At 63.8% G+C, this 17,108-nt stretch carries 20 protein-coding genes; all 20 read left to right on the forward strand.

Annotation, left to right across the window (positions count from 1 at the left end; translation table 11 throughout):
* Position 1: 1 nt before the first annotated feature.
* The 20 genes from H567_RS0105190 (at position 2) to H567_RS0105280 (ending at position 17,108) form a co-directional block, all read left to right on the forward strand.
* A complete protein-coding gene (locus H567_RS0105190; protein WP_011366981.1) occupies positions 2 to 472 on the forward strand; it encodes a CIS tube protein in 471 nt (156 codons plus the stop codon).
* Complete coding sequence (locus tag H567_RS0105195) at positions 469 to 759, forward strand: LysM peptidoglycan-binding domain-containing protein (protein WP_028320591.1); 291 nt, start codon at positions 469 to 471, stop codon at positions 757 to 759. Before H567_RS0105190 ends, H567_RS0105195 begins: the two co-directional genes overlap by 4 nt.
* A gap of 66 nt (positions 760 to 825) precedes the next feature.
* Positions 826 to 2,109, forward strand: a complete 1,284-nt coding sequence (locus tag H567_RS0105200) for a phage late control D family protein (protein WP_028320592.1) — start codon at positions 826 to 828, stop codon at positions 2,107 to 2,109.
* Entirely contained in the window at positions 2,102 to 2,476 is a 375-nt protein-coding gene (locus H567_RS0105205; RefSeq protein WP_028320593.1) for a YcbK family protein, read from the forward strand. The genes H567_RS0105200 and H567_RS0105205 overlap by 8 nt, the downstream gene beginning before the upstream one ends.
* Positions 2,473 to 2,892, forward strand: a complete 420-nt coding sequence (locus H567_RS0105210) for a DUF1353 domain-containing protein (protein ID WP_028320594.1) — start codon at positions 2,473 to 2,475, stop codon at positions 2,890 to 2,892. Before H567_RS0105205 ends, H567_RS0105210 begins: the two co-directional genes overlap by 4 nt.
* Positions 2,885 to 3,934 carry a phage baseplate assembly protein V gene (locus tag H567_RS0105215; protein WP_028320595.1) on the forward strand — a complete coding sequence of 350 codons (1,050 nt, stop codon included), beginning with the start codon at positions 2,885 to 2,887 and terminating at the stop codon, positions 3,932 to 3,934. Before H567_RS0105210 ends, H567_RS0105215 begins: the two co-directional genes overlap by 8 nt.
* 12 nt (positions 3,935 to 3,946) lie before the next feature.
* Complete coding sequence (locus tag H567_RS0105220; protein ID WP_011366987.1) at positions 3,947 to 4,321, forward strand: hypothetical protein; 375 nt, start codon at positions 3,947 to 3,949, stop codon at positions 4,319 to 4,321.
* The gene (locus H567_RS0105225) at positions 4,318 to 4,581 is read left to right on the forward strand and encodes a PAAR domain-containing protein (RefSeq protein ID WP_028320596.1); all 264 of its coding nucleotides are present in this window, start codon (positions 4,318 to 4,320) and stop codon (positions 4,579 to 4,581) included. Before H567_RS0105220 ends, H567_RS0105225 begins: the two co-directional genes overlap by 4 nt.
* A gap of 10 nt (positions 4,582 to 4,591) precedes the next feature.
* Positions 4,592 to 4,900 (forward strand): hypothetical protein, encoded by a 309-nt coding sequence (locus H567_RS0105230; protein WP_020886740.1) that lies wholly within the window; start codon positions 4,592 to 4,594, stop codon positions 4,898 to 4,900.
* Positions 4,897 to 5,907, forward strand: coding sequence for a YfaP family protein (locus tag H567_RS29525; protein WP_028320597.1), 1,011 nt, complete (start codon positions 4,897 to 4,899; stop codon positions 5,905 to 5,907). Before H567_RS0105230 ends, H567_RS29525 begins: the two co-directional genes overlap by 4 nt.
* Positions 5,908 to 5,919: 12 nt before the next feature.
* Positions 5,920 to 6,810 carry a hypothetical protein gene (locus H567_RS0105240; protein WP_028320598.1) on the forward strand — a complete coding sequence of 297 codons (891 nt, stop codon included), beginning with the start codon at positions 5,920 to 5,922 and terminating at the stop codon, positions 6,808 to 6,810.
* On the forward strand, positions 6,810 to 7,727 hold the full coding sequence (locus tag H567_RS0105245) for a GPW/gp25 family protein (protein ID WP_028320599.1): 918 nt from the start codon (positions 6,810 to 6,812) through the stop codon (positions 7,725 to 7,727). Before H567_RS0105240 ends, H567_RS0105245 begins: the two co-directional genes overlap by 1 nt.
* Before the next feature lie 99 nt (positions 7,728 to 7,826).
* Positions 7,827 to 9,236: a baseplate J/gp47 family protein gene (locus tag H567_RS0105250; protein ID WP_028320600.1), complete on the forward strand. Its 1,410-nt coding sequence runs from the start codon at positions 7,827 to 7,829 to the stop codon at positions 9,234 to 9,236.
* Positions 9,236 to 10,810 (forward strand): phage tail protein, encoded by a 1,575-nt coding sequence (locus H567_RS0105255; protein WP_028320601.1) that lies wholly within the window; start codon positions 9,236 to 9,238, stop codon positions 10,808 to 10,810. The genes H567_RS0105250 and H567_RS0105255 overlap by 1 nt, the downstream gene beginning before the upstream one ends.
* A gap of 10 nt (positions 10,811 to 10,820) precedes the next feature.
* A complete protein-coding gene (locus H567_RS0105260; RefSeq protein WP_028320602.1) occupies positions 10,821 to 11,414 on the forward strand; it encodes a hypothetical protein in 594 nt (197 codons plus the stop codon).
* Between the two features lie 10 nt (positions 11,415 to 11,424).
* Positions 11,425 to 12,414 (forward strand): hypothetical protein, encoded by a 990-nt coding sequence (locus H567_RS0105265; protein WP_028320603.1) that lies wholly within the window; start codon positions 11,425 to 11,427, stop codon positions 12,412 to 12,414.
* Positions 12,415 to 12,418: 4 nt separating this feature from the next.
* Positions 12,419 to 12,550: a hypothetical protein gene (locus tag H567_RS29785; RefSeq protein WP_279614968.1), complete on the forward strand. Its 132-nt coding sequence runs from the start codon at positions 12,419 to 12,421 to the stop codon at positions 12,548 to 12,550.
* Complete coding sequence (locus H567_RS0105270; RefSeq protein ID WP_028320604.1) at positions 12,537 to 12,998, forward strand: hypothetical protein; 462 nt, start codon at positions 12,537 to 12,539, stop codon at positions 12,996 to 12,998. The genes H567_RS29785 and H567_RS0105270 overlap by 14 nt, the downstream gene beginning before the upstream one ends.
* Before the next feature lie 12 nt (positions 12,999 to 13,010).
* Positions 13,011 to 13,544, forward strand: a complete 534-nt coding sequence (locus tag H567_RS0105275; RefSeq protein WP_011367791.1) for a BW3TFN family phage tail fiber component — start codon at positions 13,011 to 13,013, stop codon at positions 13,542 to 13,544.
* A gap of 15 nt (positions 13,545 to 13,559) precedes the next feature.
* A complete protein-coding gene (locus H567_RS0105280) occupies positions 13,560 to 17,108 on the forward strand; it encodes a DUF4815 domain-containing protein (RefSeq protein WP_028320605.1) in 3,549 nt (1,182 codons plus the stop codon).

Genomic DNA, 17,108 nt, shown 5'->3' on the forward strand with positions numbered 1-17,108 from the left:
AATGGCCTGGGATCAACAGCCCATCAAGGGATATCTGGTGGACGCCGACACGGGGGAGCGGCTCGAATTCCAGTACAACCCCAACTCCATCAGCGACGAGAAGTCGACCGACTACGCGACGATCAAGATCCCCGGCATGAGCCACCCGCGCTACCAGTATGTCGCCGGGGAACCGCGCCGGATCGCCTTCAAGGTCGAGCTGTTCAAGGGGCCGGTGAAGCAGAAGGTCGACTGGCTCCGCTCGCTGCAATATCCGGAACACGCCGGAACCATGCTCAAGAACGCGCCGCACCGCGTGCTGCTTATCTTCGGCGATCTCTACCCGGGCGTGACCTGCATCGTCCGGCAGGTGAAGGCGCGGTTCTTCGGCCTGTTCGACCGGGACAACCTGCTACCGCAACGGGCCGAGGTGGACATCGTCCTCGAAGAATACGTGGACCGTTCCATTAACTGGTCGGAGGTACGTTCATGATCGGCCGTGATTCCCGCTACGCCCGCTGCCTTCTCTACCGGGACAGTGATGGCACCTCCCTCGGCATGCGCCAGCGCATCGACACTACTCCGAGATATGACGACCGCCTGCACACCGTAGTCGAGGGCGACCGTCTGGATCTGCTCGCGCACCGCTATATGGGTGACGCCCGGCTCTGGTGGATCATCTGCGACTACAACGACCTCTTTTTCCCGTTGGCGCTCGAGCCAGGTTTGGCGCTGCGCATTCCCTCCCGCGAACACGTCCAGATGCGCCTGCTCGACTGAAGCGTCCGACACCTCGCCATGCCTTCCGGTAAGTAAGCAGGGAACTGCGAACCGCCGGAGAAACGCATGGATCTGGATACCTTCAAGCCGACATTTCTGATTCAGATCGAGGGACAAGACCTCTCGAAGGACATTACCCAGGAGATCACCTCGTTCGTCTTCACCGACAACGAGGAGGAGTTGGATGTCCTCGAACTGTCGGTAACCGACCGCAACCTGCAGTTCGTCGACGATCCGCTGTTCCAGGAAGGCAACGAGATCGTGGCCCGCTTCGGCTACGTGGGGAACCTCTCTCCGCGCAAGAAGGCGGTCATCAAGGACATCGATTACGACTTCCCGGAAAACGGCGATCCGACCATCCGCATCAAGGCCTACGACAAGGGCTTCAAACTCGCGGGCAAGGAGAACCAGAAGGTCTGGCAGAAACCCGCTCCCGGCATTCTCTATTCGGAAATCGCCGAACAGATCGCCGCCGCCAACGGCCTCACCCCGGTGGTCACGGCCACCAAGGGGACCCATCTCCGCGTCACCCAGAGCAACATCTCGGACGCCCAGTTCCTCAAGGAGCTGGCGGAAAAGGCCCGCGACCGCGATGGCGACGGTGTGAGCGGCTATGTCTTCTACATCCAGGACGACGAACTCCATTTCCATCCCCGCGAGCTCGATCAGACGCCGCTTCTGACCCTCGAATTTTTCACCGACACCAAGGGCCTGCTGCGCTCGTTCCGCCCTAGCACCCAATCCCAGGGAGCCAAGGGCGCGGGTGTCGAGACCAAGACGGTCGGCGTCGACCCGCGCAAGAAGGACGTGGTCGAGCACAAGGCCAACAACGCCACCACCCCCGAGCGGACGGCCCTGGGCAAGCAGACCTATCTGGTCGACGGCAACACCGGCGAAGGCAGCTTCAAGGAACAGGAGACGGGGCAGATCGTGCCCAGCTTCGACCGATCCGAAGGCTTTCACGAAGAGCCGCGCCAGGAGCCCGCCCAGGACAGCGCCGAAGGCAAGTTCCGCGAGGCCGAGCTGCGGCAGGTCGAGGCGGATGCGGCCACCATCGGCATTCCCCAGCTACGCGCCAAGAAGAACGTCGAGATCAAGGGCGTGGGCCGGAAGTTTTCCGGCATCTACTACTGCCACTCGGTGCGCCACAGCATCAGCGGCGCTGGCTATCTCTGTGAACTCAAACTCAAGAAGAACGCCCTCGGCAAGGGCGCGGGCGACAAGTCCGCCGAGTCCCAGGGCAAACCCAACGATAAGGAGGCCCCGCCCACGCCGCAAAACGAGCCGCCAGCCATGGTGACCATCGACGCGGACTCCGGCGCGGTCACACAAGGAGGCGGCAATGGGTGATCTCAGTAAGAATTTCAACCGTTCGGAATTCGCCTGCAAGGGCACGAACTGCTGCGGCCATTCGGCTGCAGTCCATCCCGACCTGGTCGACGCCCTGCAGACGCTGCGCGACCGCATCGGCAAACCGCTGTCCATCACCAGCGGCTTCCGCTGCAACCGGCACAACAAGGCGGTGGGCGGCGCGGAGCAGAGTTTCCACACGCTGGGCATGGCGGCCGACGTGAGCTGTCCCGCAGGTGTTTCGCCCGAGGAACTGGCGGTCATCGCCGAGGAGATTCAACTCTTCCGCGAAGGCGGCATCGGCGTCTACGCCTCCTGGGTCCATGTCGATGTGCGCCAGTCGGGCAAGGCGAGGTGGCGGTCATGAGCGCCGAAACCAAGACCCTGTTTTCCGGCACCGCGCTGGGTCTCTCCGGACCGCTCCGGGTGGAGATCCTGCCCAATGGAATGACCGCGAGGCTGACCCAGCCGTTCCGTGTCCGCACCGGCGCTGGCCGCATCATCGAAGTGCCCGCTGGGTTCGAGACCGACTTCGCCTCGGTGCCGCGCCTGTTCTGGCGCGTGGTGCCGCCCTGGGGCCGATATTCCCCGGCGGCCGTCGTTCACGACTACCTCTACCACACCGGCAAGGTCTCGCGGATTGCTGCCGACCGCGTCTTTCTCGAACTGATGGCTGCCCTGGGTGTGCCTCTGTGGAAAAGGCAGGTCATGTATTGGGCGGTTCGCCTGGGCGGCTGGCTGGCCTGGGACGCCAGTCGAAAACGGGAGGCGGAGCATGCTTGAAACCCGCGACCGTCAATCCGAGGAGCGCTACCGCAACCGCTGGTACGGCAAGTACCGGGCCTTCGTGCGCGACAACAACGATCCCGAACGCCTTGGCCGGGTCCGCCTGGAAATCCCCGCCGTGCTCGGCAGCGGGCGGGAGAACTGGTCCGAATGGGCCGCGCCCTGTTTTCCCTACGGCGGCAACGACGACACCGGCATGTTCCTGATCCCAGAAGAAGGAGCCTCGGTCTGGGCCGAGTTCGAGGGCGGCGTCGTCCAGCATCCGATCTGGACCGGGGTCTGGCTGGCCAAGAGCAATCCCGGTGAGCAGCCCGAAGAATCCAAGCGCACCTGCGCGAACGCCTTCTGTCATGACTGCGAGGACAAGGTCGAGCATCAGGCCAACCGGCACGACGATCTCGAACACAAGAAGTACCACGGCCATCCGCCGTATTACTGCCCACGCCTGAAGGTCCTGCTCAAGACCGAAACCGGCCACACCATCCTGGCCGATGACCGCGACGGCGACGAACTGCTGCGGATCATCGACCGCGCCGGACAGATCCTCACCATGGAAGGGAAGGTGAAGCCGGAAATGCAGAGCGGCAACGCTCTGCGCCGAGGCACGAAGGACGCCGAGAAAGGCGACCAGCTCGACATCGCCTCGCAGATCGTCGGCTCCCGCGCCCGCATCCAGCTCACCGACCTCTCCCGCCAGCAGGTGATCCTCGAAGCCTGGCAGGACAAGGAGAAGGTCCACATCCTCTCGTGCGACAAGGGCCGCTCCCGCTGGCAGAAGATTCTCATCGATACCACCAAGGGTCGGGAGAAGGTTCACATCTGGGGACTCAACGGCACCCAGGAAATCCTCGTCGATTCCACCGCCGCCGCCGAACAGATCCGGCTCACCGACAAGGCCGGTCAGGTGGTGCGCATGAACGCCGCGCCCGGCCAGGAGAGCATCAGCGCCACCGACAAGTCCGGCAGCCTCGTGTTTATGGATGGGGTGGCTGGAAACATCATCATTCGCTCGACGAACACCGTCTTGATCAACACCTGAAGGAAGCATCGCATGGGAGAAAGAACAACAACGCCCTCCGGACTCTCGGCCAGCGAGGAATTGCTGGCCAGGACCTTCGAGCATTGGCGGGAGGAATTCCGCAGCATCCTCGAAAACCACCGCCGGGAAATCCAGGACCGCCTCGAGAAGATCGAGCGCGAAATCGAGAAGAAATCGGACAAGGAAAACGTCGAGGTGCTGGTCCGCTCGATCTATTCCGATCTGCACCGGCACGCCGAGGAGATCGACCGGCTGCACGCCAGGGTCGGCTCCAAGATGGGGACCGAGACCATGTGGAAGATCGTCGGCCTGGTGTTGACCATCGGCAGCACCATCGGCGGACTCGTCGGCTTTCTGATCCATCTGTTGCTGAAGGTGAACCCATGAGCTCCCAGGCGCGACTCGGCGACATCAGCAGTCACGGCGGCGTCATCATCACCGGGGCGAGCCGGACGCTGGACAACGGCATGCCGGTGGCCCGTATGGGGGATCTGCACGTCTGTCTCATACCAGGGCATGGCGTGACGCCCATCGTGACCGGCAGCTTCGACACCATCACTGAAGGATTGCCCAACGCCCGCATCGGCGACATCACCGCCTGCGGAGCCATCATCGTCACCGGCAGTCCCGACACCATCGACAATTGAGGGGGACGCCATGAACAATCTCGAACAGCCGCAGGAACCGCACTACTGGGATGTTTTCCCGAAGCTGATCCGGGTCTCGCGATCCCCATTCGTTCAGCGCATTCCGCTCTCGATCCGTGGCCTACCCGAAGCGCCAGTGTTCGAATCGTCCAATCCCGACGTGGCCAGTGTCGATGAAGACGGCAATGTCGAATGCGGCTTCGTTCCCGGAGCGGCCATGATTCTGGTCTGGGATTCGCCCGAGCGGCTCAGCCTGCGGCACGTTCAGGTCGAGGTTTATGGCGGCGGCGTCTCCGCACCGGTGGAGGTTCCTTCATGACGGATACCCCGCCAACCTTTAGCCACTGGGAGGTTCAGCCTCGCTCCATTCGCCTCTCCGCTGGCGAGTTCGAGCAACGGGTTCCGCTCTCCCTACGCGGCGACGTGGACGCCCCGGTCTTTGCCTCCAGCAACACGGAGGTCGCGGAGATCGGGCCGGACGGTGTCGTTCGCTGCGGCTGGACCATCGGCAACGCCGTGCTCATGGTCTGGCGATCCTCGGTCCGGGACAGCCTCCGACATGTACTGGTGGAGGTCCGCGATCCGTCCTGGTTCGCCGACCACCCGGACTTTGCCAGCGGAGCATCGGTCTTCCTCAGCGGCATGGTGGTCAACGCCCTCAACACCAGCGGCGTCGGCAACGCGCTGATCGAATTCCGCCGCTCGGAAACCGGCCCGGCGGCGTTCCAGACCTTTGCCAACGCCTATGGCGGGTTCGAGCTGACCGTGTCCGAGGGGTTTTATTACGTGGAGGTCACCGCGCCGGGATACATCGCCTGGCATGGCTGGGTGAACGCCGACCCCAACACCTCCGGCGACATCCAGATCGTTCTCTCGCCCGAACTCGACGGCCAGGTCGCCCGCATCGTGTTGCAGTGGGGGCTCAACCCCCGGGATCTCGATTCCCATCTCACCGGACCGACGCCATCGGGCGGTCGTTTCCATGTGTTCTATTCCCACACCATCGAAAACGAGGCGGCGGAATTGGACGTGGACGACACCAGTTCCTACGGGCCGGAGACCATCACCATCCATCGGCTCATTCCCGGCGTCTACCGCTACGCGGTCCACGACTACACCAACCGCAACGCCAATCCGAGCACCGGCCTGGCGCAGTCCGGAGCATCGGTGAAAGTGTTCCTGAGCGATGGCCGTGAGCAGACCTTCACCGTTCCCAATGCCCCGGGCACGGTCTGGACCGTGTTCGAAATAGACGGTGCGACCGGGACTGTGACGCCGGTCAACGCCATGAGCTATCAATCCCAACCCGCCAATGTCGGCATGTAATGGAGGTTGTCGATGATTTCCGAAGAACCCGCCGACTTGCAGGCCACCATCGAACAAACCGATTCCGGCGAACAGCAGTATGTACTGCGGGCGCTCTGCGATCACCTGTCCGGCATCCGTGAGGAGCTTTCCGGCATCCGCACGTTGCTGGAGGCCGGTCACGCCGCCTCGGAGGCGATGCGCGGGCAGGCCCAGGCCTATCTGGAGGCCCAGCAGGCCAGGACCCAGGAGTACCTGGAGCAGGTACCGATCGAGCCGGAGCCCGATTTCTATCCCTTCGTCGAACTGCCTGCGGGCACCGAACCCCGGGATCTGCCGGACGGCAACCGGCTCTTCACCTTGCCTGACGGCATGATCCTGCGGACCACGGACGACCAGCGAATCTGCGTTATCGACGCCGGGGAACAGCAGGTCATCACCCCCGGACCCGGCACGGCCATCGAGGTCGCCCCGGGACGCCTTTACACCCTGGTCGAGTCCTATCTGCGTTCGACCCAGGAGGCAGCCGGTATCAGCGGACTGCCTGCCGGGATCGAGCCGACCGCCATGGGCGCGGAACGCTTCGCGGTGGTTCTGCCCGAGGGCATCCGCCTCGACGTCGATCACCGGGAGAGGTTCATCACCCTGATCAACCCGGCCGGACCTATCGACATCATCGGCATCGGCCGCATCGATGGCATCGGCGAAACCATCGCTGCCCGTCTGCTCTCCGGCGGAGCCAAGGGATTCCAGTGCGGCCAGTCCGGCCACGGCGGGCTGATCGAGGCGGACGGAACCATCCATCTGGGACTCAAGAGCGGCCTGGATCTGGTGGTCCGGTTCCAGGGGGAAGCCATCGACGACGGCGCACCGGAAAATGGCTGCTCAGGTCAATGCGGCATCGACTGCGAGGAGCGTACCTGATGAGCTACGATTTCCTCGGCAAGGGGCTGCGGTATCCGTTCCGGTTTCAGTCTGTATCCGGCGGCACCCAGATTTCGACCGCCACCTCGCGGGAGCACGAGCATATCCGCGAAAGCATCCTGCAGATCCTCGGCACCCGGATCGGCGAACGGTTCATGAATCCGGAGTTCGGCTCCAGGCTGAAGGATCTGGTGTTCGAACAGAACGACGAGGTGCTCAAGGGCCTGCTGCGCCATTACGTGATCGACGCCATCAAGCGCTGGGAAAAGCGGGTGATCATCACGGAGGTGCGCTTCGACGACCGGCCGCTGAACATCGACGGCAACCTGCTGCTGGTACATATCGCCTACCGGGTGATCCAGAGCCAGGTGGACGGCAACCTGGTCTATCCCTTCTACAGAGAAGACCCGAACAATCCCGCGCCCAGCTATCCCCAGCCGGAACCCGAGCCGGAACCACCGCCGGTGCGCAGCGTGCGCCTGTCGCCAGACGTGCGCTCGCTGTTCAATCTGCTCTGGTTTGACGCGGCCGAGATGAGCCCCGACCCGAACGATTTTTTGGTCTGGCCAGCGGGGGAATACGAAGTCGCCTACATCGAGGGAGCCTTTCAGGACCGCAACGGCAAGTGGATCGTCAGCGATCCGGGTGACAACCACGGCCATTACCTGACGTTCGAGGGAGCGCCCGAAACGGAAACGCCCCAGGCCGAGCACGCCCTCTATCTGGCCGCGAGCGGTCTGGGCTTCGACACCCAGAGTCAGGCGGAAGACAACGCCGCTGGCACCGTTCACCGGATCAGCACGTCGGAGCCGGGCCGCATCGGTCTGTTCTATTTCGAGGGCAAGAAGGAATCCCACTACCTCAACAACACCTCCGGGCAGCCCAATCCCGTCTGGCAACTGCGCGGCCCGCTCTGAGGCATCCCGCCTCCGACACATCCAGGCCCCTTCCGGTAAGTAACCGGCGTGGCGAGAGCATCAGGCGCTCTCGCATAACCGCCGAAAACCGGAGAGACCATGGGCCGCGCAAGCATCGGATACATCAACAAGGATTACGAATCGATCCGCCAGGAGCTGTTGGCGAAAATCCCGCAGCTCACCGACCGTTGGACCGATTTCAACCACTCCGATCTCGGCGTCGTCCTGCTCGATCTGTTCTGCGGCGTGGGCGACATGCTGGCCTACTACCTGGATGCCCAGGCGGCGGAGGCTTTCCTGCCCACGGCCCGCCAGCGGCAGAACGTCATCAACCTCTGCAAGCTCATCGGCTATCGGCTGGATTCACCGGTGGCCTCCACCACCACGCTGCGTTTTCGGCTCTCCGCCCCGCTTGGCAAGGACCTGACCATTCCGGCGGGAACGGCCTGCCGCGCCTTGTTGAATGACGGCGAGGCTGATTTCGAGACGGTCGAGGACGGCCTGCTACCGCGAGGCGTGCTCTCGGTGGATATTCCGGCCCGGCAAGGCGTGCGCCGCACCGAGACCTTCACTTCGACGGGGCTGCCATTCCAGCGCATCCGCCTGACCGGCGACGTCATCGCCCAGGGCACCATCACCGTTACGGTGGGGGACGACGCCTGGAGCGAGGTCGATCACTTCCAGGACAGCCTGGCCGACAGCCGCCATTTCATGGCCGACCTGGACACCCTCGACATCTCCCCCCTGATTTTCGGCGACGGGCAAAGCGGCGCTGTACCCGCTCAGGGAAGCGCCATCGCCGTCAGCTATCTGCAGACCATCGGAGACCGGGGCAATCTCGGCCCGAACCGGATCACCCAACTGCTGAGCCCGATCTACCTCGACGGAGGCCAGGTTTCCCTGACCGTCACCAATCCTGTGCCCGCCACCGGCGGCGCTTCGCGGGAAGCCCTCGAACACGCCCGCCGACAGGCACCGGCGGAGCTGCGCAGTCTCTGGAAAGCCGTCACCCTGGAGGATTACCAGGCGCTCGCCGAAGGTTACCCCGGCGTCGCCAAGGCCAAGGTGCTCGACACCAATGCCTGCCAAAACATCCGCTATTACAACGTCCAACTGGCCATCGCCCCCAACGGCGGCGGAATGCCCTCGGCGCTGCTCAAGCGGGACCTCGCGGAGTTTCTCGAACACCGCAAGGTCATCACGGTCGAGATCAACCTGTTCGACCCGATCTACCGCCCCGTTTCCATCGACGCCGAGGTCTACGTCTGGCCCGGTGAACCGCTGGAAAACGTGCGCAGCCGCATCGAAGCCGCGCTCACCGATTTCTTTTCTTTCGACCGGGTCTCCTTCGGCCAGACCATCCACTTCTCCGACCTGGTGGCCCTGATCGATGGCGTGCGCGGCGTCAGCCACATGCATCTCTACGCGCCCCAGCAGGACATCGAGCTGCGCCACGGCGAAATCCCGGTTCTCGGCAGCGTCAACCTCGATCTGCGGAGGGCCGGTTGATGTCGGATTGGTTCAAGGACAATCTGCTCGGCCTGCTGCCGCCGCTTTACGAGCACAACGACGAGGCCGGTGACCTGCGCACCTTTCTGAGCCTTCCCGCCGGAACGTTCGACGAACTCAAGCAGGCCATCGACGACTTCCCGACCATTTTTGACGTCGACCACTGCGACGAACGCTTCCTGCCGCTGCTGGCGAGACTCGTCGGCCTCGAAGTGGACGGCACCTGTTCGCCGGACTGCCAGCGCCGCCGTGTGCGGGAGGCGGTCGAGATCTATCGCCGCAAGGGCACCATTCCGGCCATCGAACGCGACTTCGACTCGCTCGGTTGGCAGGGGGAACTGCAGGAGACCTTCCGCTCGGCTCTGCGTCTCAATGCTCGCTCCCGACTCAGCAACGCCAAACTGCCCGGGCTGGTGTTCAGCCTCGGCGTGTTTCGCGTGCTGTGTCTCAACCAGACCGAAGGGCTGCGGGACGCCCTGGTGTTTCACCATCCGGCGGGCACGCGCTGTTTCTGGCTCCAGTTTCTCCTGGAATGGATCGAAGGCGGCGCGATGCTCGACTTCGGGCACGCCAATGCCGTGCGCCGGATCGTATTGGCGTTTCTCGACGAGACCTTCGTCCTTGGCCGCTCCTCGCTCGGTTCCTGCCGTCACCTGACCAACAAGCAAAGGGCCTGGGAGCTGCTGCAGCTCACCAGTACAACGGAGATGGTCCCGGAAATCGACCGGGCCGCCGTGAAGGTCTCCCGTTTTCACGGCCGCCAGAACCGGATGCGCCTGAACCACAAGGCCCTCAACGACTGGCGGCTGCCCTACACCCGTGTCGGCGAGGATCGGGTTTCCTTCTGTACGCCCGTCTACACCGGCCGCGACTTCGAAGGGGATGTGCTGGAAAGCGGCTTCGGGCTGGGCGAGAGCCATCTCAACCGCAAATCGCTGACCCATGGCGAGACCGAGCTGCGCTACTGCTTTCGGCAGAAGGACTTCTTTTTCGACACGCAGGCGGAACCGGTCGAGCGTGCGGAGGCCAAGTACGATCTGCGCCTGCCCCTGGAATCCCGGCACCGCCTCTGCTTTCAGCTTGGCCGCGCCAGGCTCAACGCCGGTCTCGACCTCACCGCCAACCAGGGCGGCATCAGCAATCTGCTGCTCGCCTCCACCGCTGGCTGCGACGCGGACGTCACCCTGGCCGTGGACCGGATCGACCGATGGCGGCGGAGAGGGCCTGTGTTCCGGCTCAACGCGAACACCCTGAACACCCGGTATCTGAGCAATGCGAATCTGACCGGCGAACGGGCCTCGCTTGAAGTCTACGTGGACACGGGCTCTCTCCAGCGCCATCGGGTCGAGACCATGAAGCTGGGCGCGAGCCCGCTCAACACCACCGGCCTGCGCCTTTCCGTGGATCGGACCCGACCCATGCGCGTCAGCCGCATGCGCCTCAACCAGGCCGGATTCCGCTGGTCGCGTCCTTCCTTCCGCTGGCTGTTCCGTCAGCAGGATCTGCACGCGCCGACGCAGGCCGGGTTCGAGTCCGCCACCAACAACTATCGCGCCACCCAGTGGCCCATCTGAAGGAGAACCCATGGCGATTCACCTCTATCTTGACGAAGCGCTGACCCAGCAGATTTCTGAGGGGGATTTCAGCCACCCCGAGGCCGAGAGCTACAACGGCACCGACGGCGATATCAAGGATCGGCAACTCTACGTCGCCAACGAGCAGACGAGCCTCGCCTCGGCCATCGACGCGGCGCAGACCGCCATCGCCCTGGCCGAACCGCGCTTTTCCGACGGCGAACTCATCATCATCGACGGCGAGCAGATGCTCGTCGAAAGCGGCGGCGGCACCGCCAATCTCACCGTGCAGCGGGGCGTGGCCAACACCGCTGCGGCCGCGCACGACGCAGGGACGAATGTCTATTCCGGCTACGACTACACCGGGCTGGTGCTCGATCCCATCGACGAAACCGGCACCGACGAATCGGTCTGGTACCGACTGGCCCTGACCCAGGCCGAACTCGACACCGCCACCCAGGGGGCACCGCTCAACCTCAACGATAAGACCTTCCAGCAGACGCTCTCTTTCTGGCGGCGCTGCACCGTGCTCCCGGGCACCCCGGTGCAAAACAAACTCGACATCAAACTGCGCCTGACCGGCACGGAAAACCCGATTCTCTAAGGAGGCCGCCATGGCATACCACAGCATTCAAGGACTCGCCCACGGTCGGCTCGACCTGCTCAATCAACTGCGGACCTTTCTGGTGACCACCACCGGATGGACCCTGCACGACGACCAGTCGGCCGACCCGCAGCCGTATTTCGTCTTCAAGTCCCACGGGGAATCCGGGGCCGAGGACGTCTATCTGCAGTTCCGTATCAGCACCACCTCCGGGCGGATTCACGTCGCTGCATTCCAGTATTGGGACGCGGCCACCCACACCGGCGTCAACGAGGCTTCGCACACCAGTTACACCTACCTGCGGGTGGAGGACAGCGCCGACTTCATCTTCTGGCTGTTCGCCGACCTGGATCACGTCTTCGTGGTGACCAAGCTCGTCTCCACTTACTACGGCCATTACAGCGGATTGCTGAAACGGTTCTGGTCCGGGGCCGTCGCGCTCACGCAGGCAGCGGTCACTGCCGGAAGCGGCGTGGTGATTCAGGTCAACGACGCCACCGTGGTCACGCCCGGACAGGACTATGTGATCAAGGACGACGCGGGCATCGAACGCGTGCGGGTGAGCGCCATCGACACCGCTGCCACGCCGAACACCATCACCGTCGAGACCCTCGTTCGGGATTACGCCTCGGGAGCCAAGATCGGCGAGGACCCGCAGCCGGTCGTCAACAGCTACTACAACGCGCCGGGCACCTTCTACGCCGTGAACAAATTCGACGGCTGGACCTCGGCGTCCGGGCAGCAGGGCCGCTGCGGCGCGGCAAATGGCGGGCTCCAGGGCGAAACCGATCCGGAGATGCGCTATGGCACCACCATCCTCTTTCCCTGGCTCGCCTCGATGTCCGGCTCCGCCGCCTACCAGGAACTGCGCGGCGAACTCATCGAAATCTTCGCCGTGGGCGGCGGCAATGTCGCCTCGGAAGACACCATTCAAATCGGAACGGACAGCTACCGCGTGTTCAACCTGACCACCGGCGGCTGGTGCGCGGTGAAGGAGTAACGCCATGGCAACTCAAAACGGAAAGCTCAAAACCGTCACCACGATCACCGGCCAGCGTCGCCCGGAAACGCTCCTGTCCATGAACCGTGGCCGGGCGCTCAAGCTCAGCGGGAGGATTCGCCGTGGCCGTGCATAAGGGACAACTGGCATCCATCACCACCCGCCGAGGTATCCGGCGGCCAGAACTGCTCGCCATCGGCGCGGCGCAACCCGGAGCGCTCTTCGAGCTGTTTTCCGGGGCACCGGCCAGGCGCACGGTGATGGTCCGGGCCGACAGCGCGGTGCGGGTCGCCCATCGGCTCGAACGTCGATCCGACCTCGCGCTTCGCGTGAACAACCGCCTGAACCGGAGCGCTGACCTGTGGCTCGTCGTCCATGGTCGACTGGGCGTCGATGCCGACGCGGCGGTGCGGGTGACGCGCCCCTGGCTGCGGAGCATCGATACCAGCGTCCGGACATCCGGTACACACATCAGCCGATCCGACACCGTTCAGCGCATCGCGATCCCGGCCGGGCTGCTGGCCGACACGCGCCAGATCCTGTTCGCGGTGCTAGTCGATCAAGACCACGAAATTCAGACCTAAAGGAGAACAGCAATGGCACTGGGACTCATCGTCAAAACCGGCCGGATACTGACGGCCAAACTCCTCCTCGGCCAGGCCGTGGACGGCATCACCCACTGCGCCATCGGCGACGGGGATGCCAGCTTCACCGACCCGCAGAATCCGCCCGCGCCGGACATCGGCCAGACCGGACTCAGAAACGAACGCGCCCGCAAGCGCTACTACAAGCGGACCTTCCTCAAGGAGGACGCCGAAGGGGCGCTCCTGGTCAACGGCGTGCGCTACCTGGAAACCGGCGAGGAGACCAACACCATCGGCATCTTCTTTCGCTTCGACGAGGCCGAGGCCAACGGCATCACCATCCGCGAATACGGCTTCTTCGGCGGCGACGTGCAGTACGTGGAAAGCGTCACCGGGGATCTCGCCATGGGCGGCGTGTTCCATCAGGACACCAACCCGACCGGCGAGGTGCTGCACCCGGGCTACCTGTACGAGGTGAAGAACATTCCCGACTTCAACAAGATTTCCGACACCCGCGTGGAGCTGGTCGGGATCATCAAGATCTAACTGGAGGATTCAAACATGAGCATCTCACGCGAGACATTCGACCCGACCAAGAACTACAAGCGCATCCGCTACCATCAGGATCGCGACCTGCTGGATTCCGAACTCAACGAGCAGCAGGACATCATCAACCTGGAGCGGCGCAAGATCGCCGACATCCTGTTCAAGGAAGGCTCCATCATCATGGGTCTGGAGGTCAGCGCGGCCGCCAACGTCCTGACCCTGGCCCCGGGCGTGGTCTACATCGACGGCCATCTGGAACAGGTGAGCGGAGCGACCCTGACCTATGATCCGGCCACCACCAGCGGGGCCGATTACGTTTATGTGGAGCTGCTGAAGTACAACTACGGCTACACCCAGGACCCGGCCCTGATCAATCCGGCCACCGGCGAGCCTACCGCCGAGCGGGAAAAATGGGTTCTCTCTCTCAAGGCGACGGATACCAGCGGCCAGACGCTGCCCAACAACGTGGCCGAGCGCCGGGTGATCCCGATCTACAAGTTCGACCGCGAGAGCGGCGACGTCACGCCCACGGTGCAGGAGAAGTCCAACCTATACCTGCGGGATCTGCTGGGCACGCTGCCGGGCAGCCGGATTACCGTCTCCTCGATCACCGAGGATCAGCTCTCCTTCGCCGCCGCCGAGGGGCTCAACTCCCTGATTCAGAACCTGGCCGAGCGCACCTTCGACCAGGCCGGAAGCTATCTGGTGCGGGGCTTCGACACCTTCATCGGCGGCGTCGACGACGACAGCGTGGAGGCGATCACCAACGCCGGACGCGCCTACATCCAGGGCTTCCGCCATCAACGCGATCTGCCCACCTCGACCCTGGTGCCCAAATCCATCGCCACCAAGTCGGTACGCGGCGAGCAGAAGACCTTCGACATCAACAAGCGCCGCTATCCGGTCAACTCCACGCCGCTCAAGGAGACGACCCAGGTGGAAGCCATCGTCGAGATCACCCGCAACGTCACTCGCGGATCGGTGGGCGGCGGCGAAGACCTGCTCGACCCCAATCCGGTGGTGGACATCCTCGAGGTCAGCCAGGGAGCGACCATCTTCCAGGAGGGCGTGGACTGGCAGCAGTCGGGCAACCATGTCGACTGGCTCGGCTCCGGCAACGAACCGGCCATCGGCACCACCTACACGGTGCGCTGGACCTACACCAAGCAGATGGTCAAGGGCACCGACTATGTGGACAGCGGCTGGTTCGGACAGGCCAACCATCCGGCGGCCGGGAACTATTTCTATCTGGTGACCGCCTACAACGCGAGCGGAGAGACGGCCTTCAACGCCGCTGCGGTCATTGCCCGAGCCACCGCAGCCGGGGAGATGAACAAGCTCTCCTGGCTGCCGGTCAGCGGCGCGACCGGCTATCGCGTCTACCGGGCCGCCACCAACGGCGCACGCACCGATTACAAGCGCCTGATGGAACTGGGCAGCGAGGCGCTCTCCTACGTCGACGACGGTGTCGAGGAGATCGGCACCGCTTCGCCTTCCGCCACCAACACGGCCGGACTCAACATGTCGCCGGTGCAGCTCGAGCTGGGCAATCTCAATGTGATCAACTTCGGGCGCGGCAGCCTCGGCGACCAGCCGGTGAACGGTTCCAACTGCAGCCTGGACTACGACTATTACCTCGGCCGTCGCGACATCGTTTACGCCACCACCACCGAGATCAAGCGGCTGGAAGGGGCTCCGGCCGATTTCCCGAAGCTGCCCATCGTGCCGGAAAACGCCCTGGGGCTGGGCAGCATCGACTGCCCGCCCAACTCCACCGACATGGAGATCCGCAACTTCGGTCTGACCCGCATCACCATGGACCAGATCCACGACATCATTCAGGACGTCGAGGATCTGAAGTACAACGATGCCCAGTACCAGATGAACAACGAACTGCAGAACCGGGACGCCCAGACCAAGAAAGGCATCTACTCGGACGACTTCTCGAACACCGCCCAGTCGGACATCTACCACGCCGAATGGGACGCCCGGGTCAACGAGATCGCCCGCTTCGTCGCGCCGGACCGCATTCCGCACTCCACCGTGCTCTCGGTCGATCAGGCGGGCAGCAACGCGAGCTTCTTCGGCAGCCTGGCGCTTTTGCCGGGCAACGAGACCGTGCTGGTGGAGCAGAACGACTGGTCCGAGGAGCGCAACATCAACCCCTACGCGGTGTTCGACAAGCCCCCGGCCATGCTGCAGATCACGCCCAACCTCGGGCGGCGCGGCCAGACCGGCATTGCCGTCACCGGTATCAACTTCACCCCGAGCAAGTCCGGCATCGTGCTGCGCTGCGACGGCCAGGTGATGGCCAGCAACCTGATCAGCGACGAGGCCGGTCGGGTCAGCGCCTCCTTCACCATTCCGACCAACGCCCGCAACGGAAACCGCATCGTGGAGATGGCCGACGGCGTCTACTCGGCTCGGGCCAGCCTGCAGATCAACGATCCGCTGGTCATCACCCGCATCGAGCGCATCATAGAGAATCGCATCATCCGCGTGCCCGTGGTGCAGGTGGTCTGGCGCACCCAGACCATCTTCGTACCCCGCGATCCGCTGGCCCAGACCTTCAGCTTCACCCAAAACCAGGTGATCTCCAGCATCGGACTGCAGTTCACCGCCAGGGACCCGAGCATTCCGGTCACGGTGCAGATTCGCGGCGTTACCACCGGTCTGCCCAACGGCGTGGTGTTCGCCGAGAAGGTGCTGGCCCCGAACGAGATCAGCCTGAGCGGCGAGACCCGCATTCGCTTCGACGACCCGTTCTACGCCGAGGCCAATACCAGCTATGCCGTGGTGCTGCTGACCAACAGCACCAATTACAAGGTTCGCACCGCCACCCTTGGCAAGATGGGCCGCTGGGGCATCATCACCCGGCAGACCTACATGGAGGGCGTGCTGCTGGAGAGCTCCAACGCCGAGACCTGGACGCCGCTCAACGGCTCCGACCTGGCGATGAAGATCTACGGCTACAACTTCCAGTCCGAGGGGATGATCCGCTTCCAGCCGATCACCGGCGTGCAGTTCTCCGATATCAACCTCGACGAATACTCGGCCATCCCCCAGGGCACCGGCCTCGACTGGGAATACTCCACCGACGGCGGCGTGACCTGGGACGCCATGGTTCCCGCCGAGGAGGAACGGCTGCCTAACCTCGCCACCCGGGTTCAGGTCCGCGTGCGTCTGAGCAGCTCGCTCTCCAACGACACTCCGGCCATCAACTTCCGCGACGTCAACCTGGTGGGCTACCTCAACAAAACCACCGGGGCCTACCTGACCCGCGAGAACGAGCTGACCCAGGGGGTGGAATCGACCAAGGCCTACGTGCAGATGCAAATCCCCAGCGGCACAACCCTGCAATGGTTCGCCAGTAACGACGGCGGCCTGACCTGGGAGGCGATGACCATCCAGGACACCCGGCCCATCGACGAGAACTGGACCGAATACACCCTGGTGCGCACCTTCACCGACAACACCGGCAACAAGGTCCGCTACAAGGCCGAGATGACCGGCACGCCGCTGATCTACCCGCGCATCCATTCGCTGGGCGCGACCCTGAGCTAA

Source organism: Desulfatiglans anilini DSM 4660, from assembly GCF_000422285.1.
Classification (GTDB): domain Bacteria; phylum Desulfobacterota; class DSM-4660; order Desulfatiglandales; family Desulfatiglandaceae; genus Desulfatiglans; species Desulfatiglans anilini.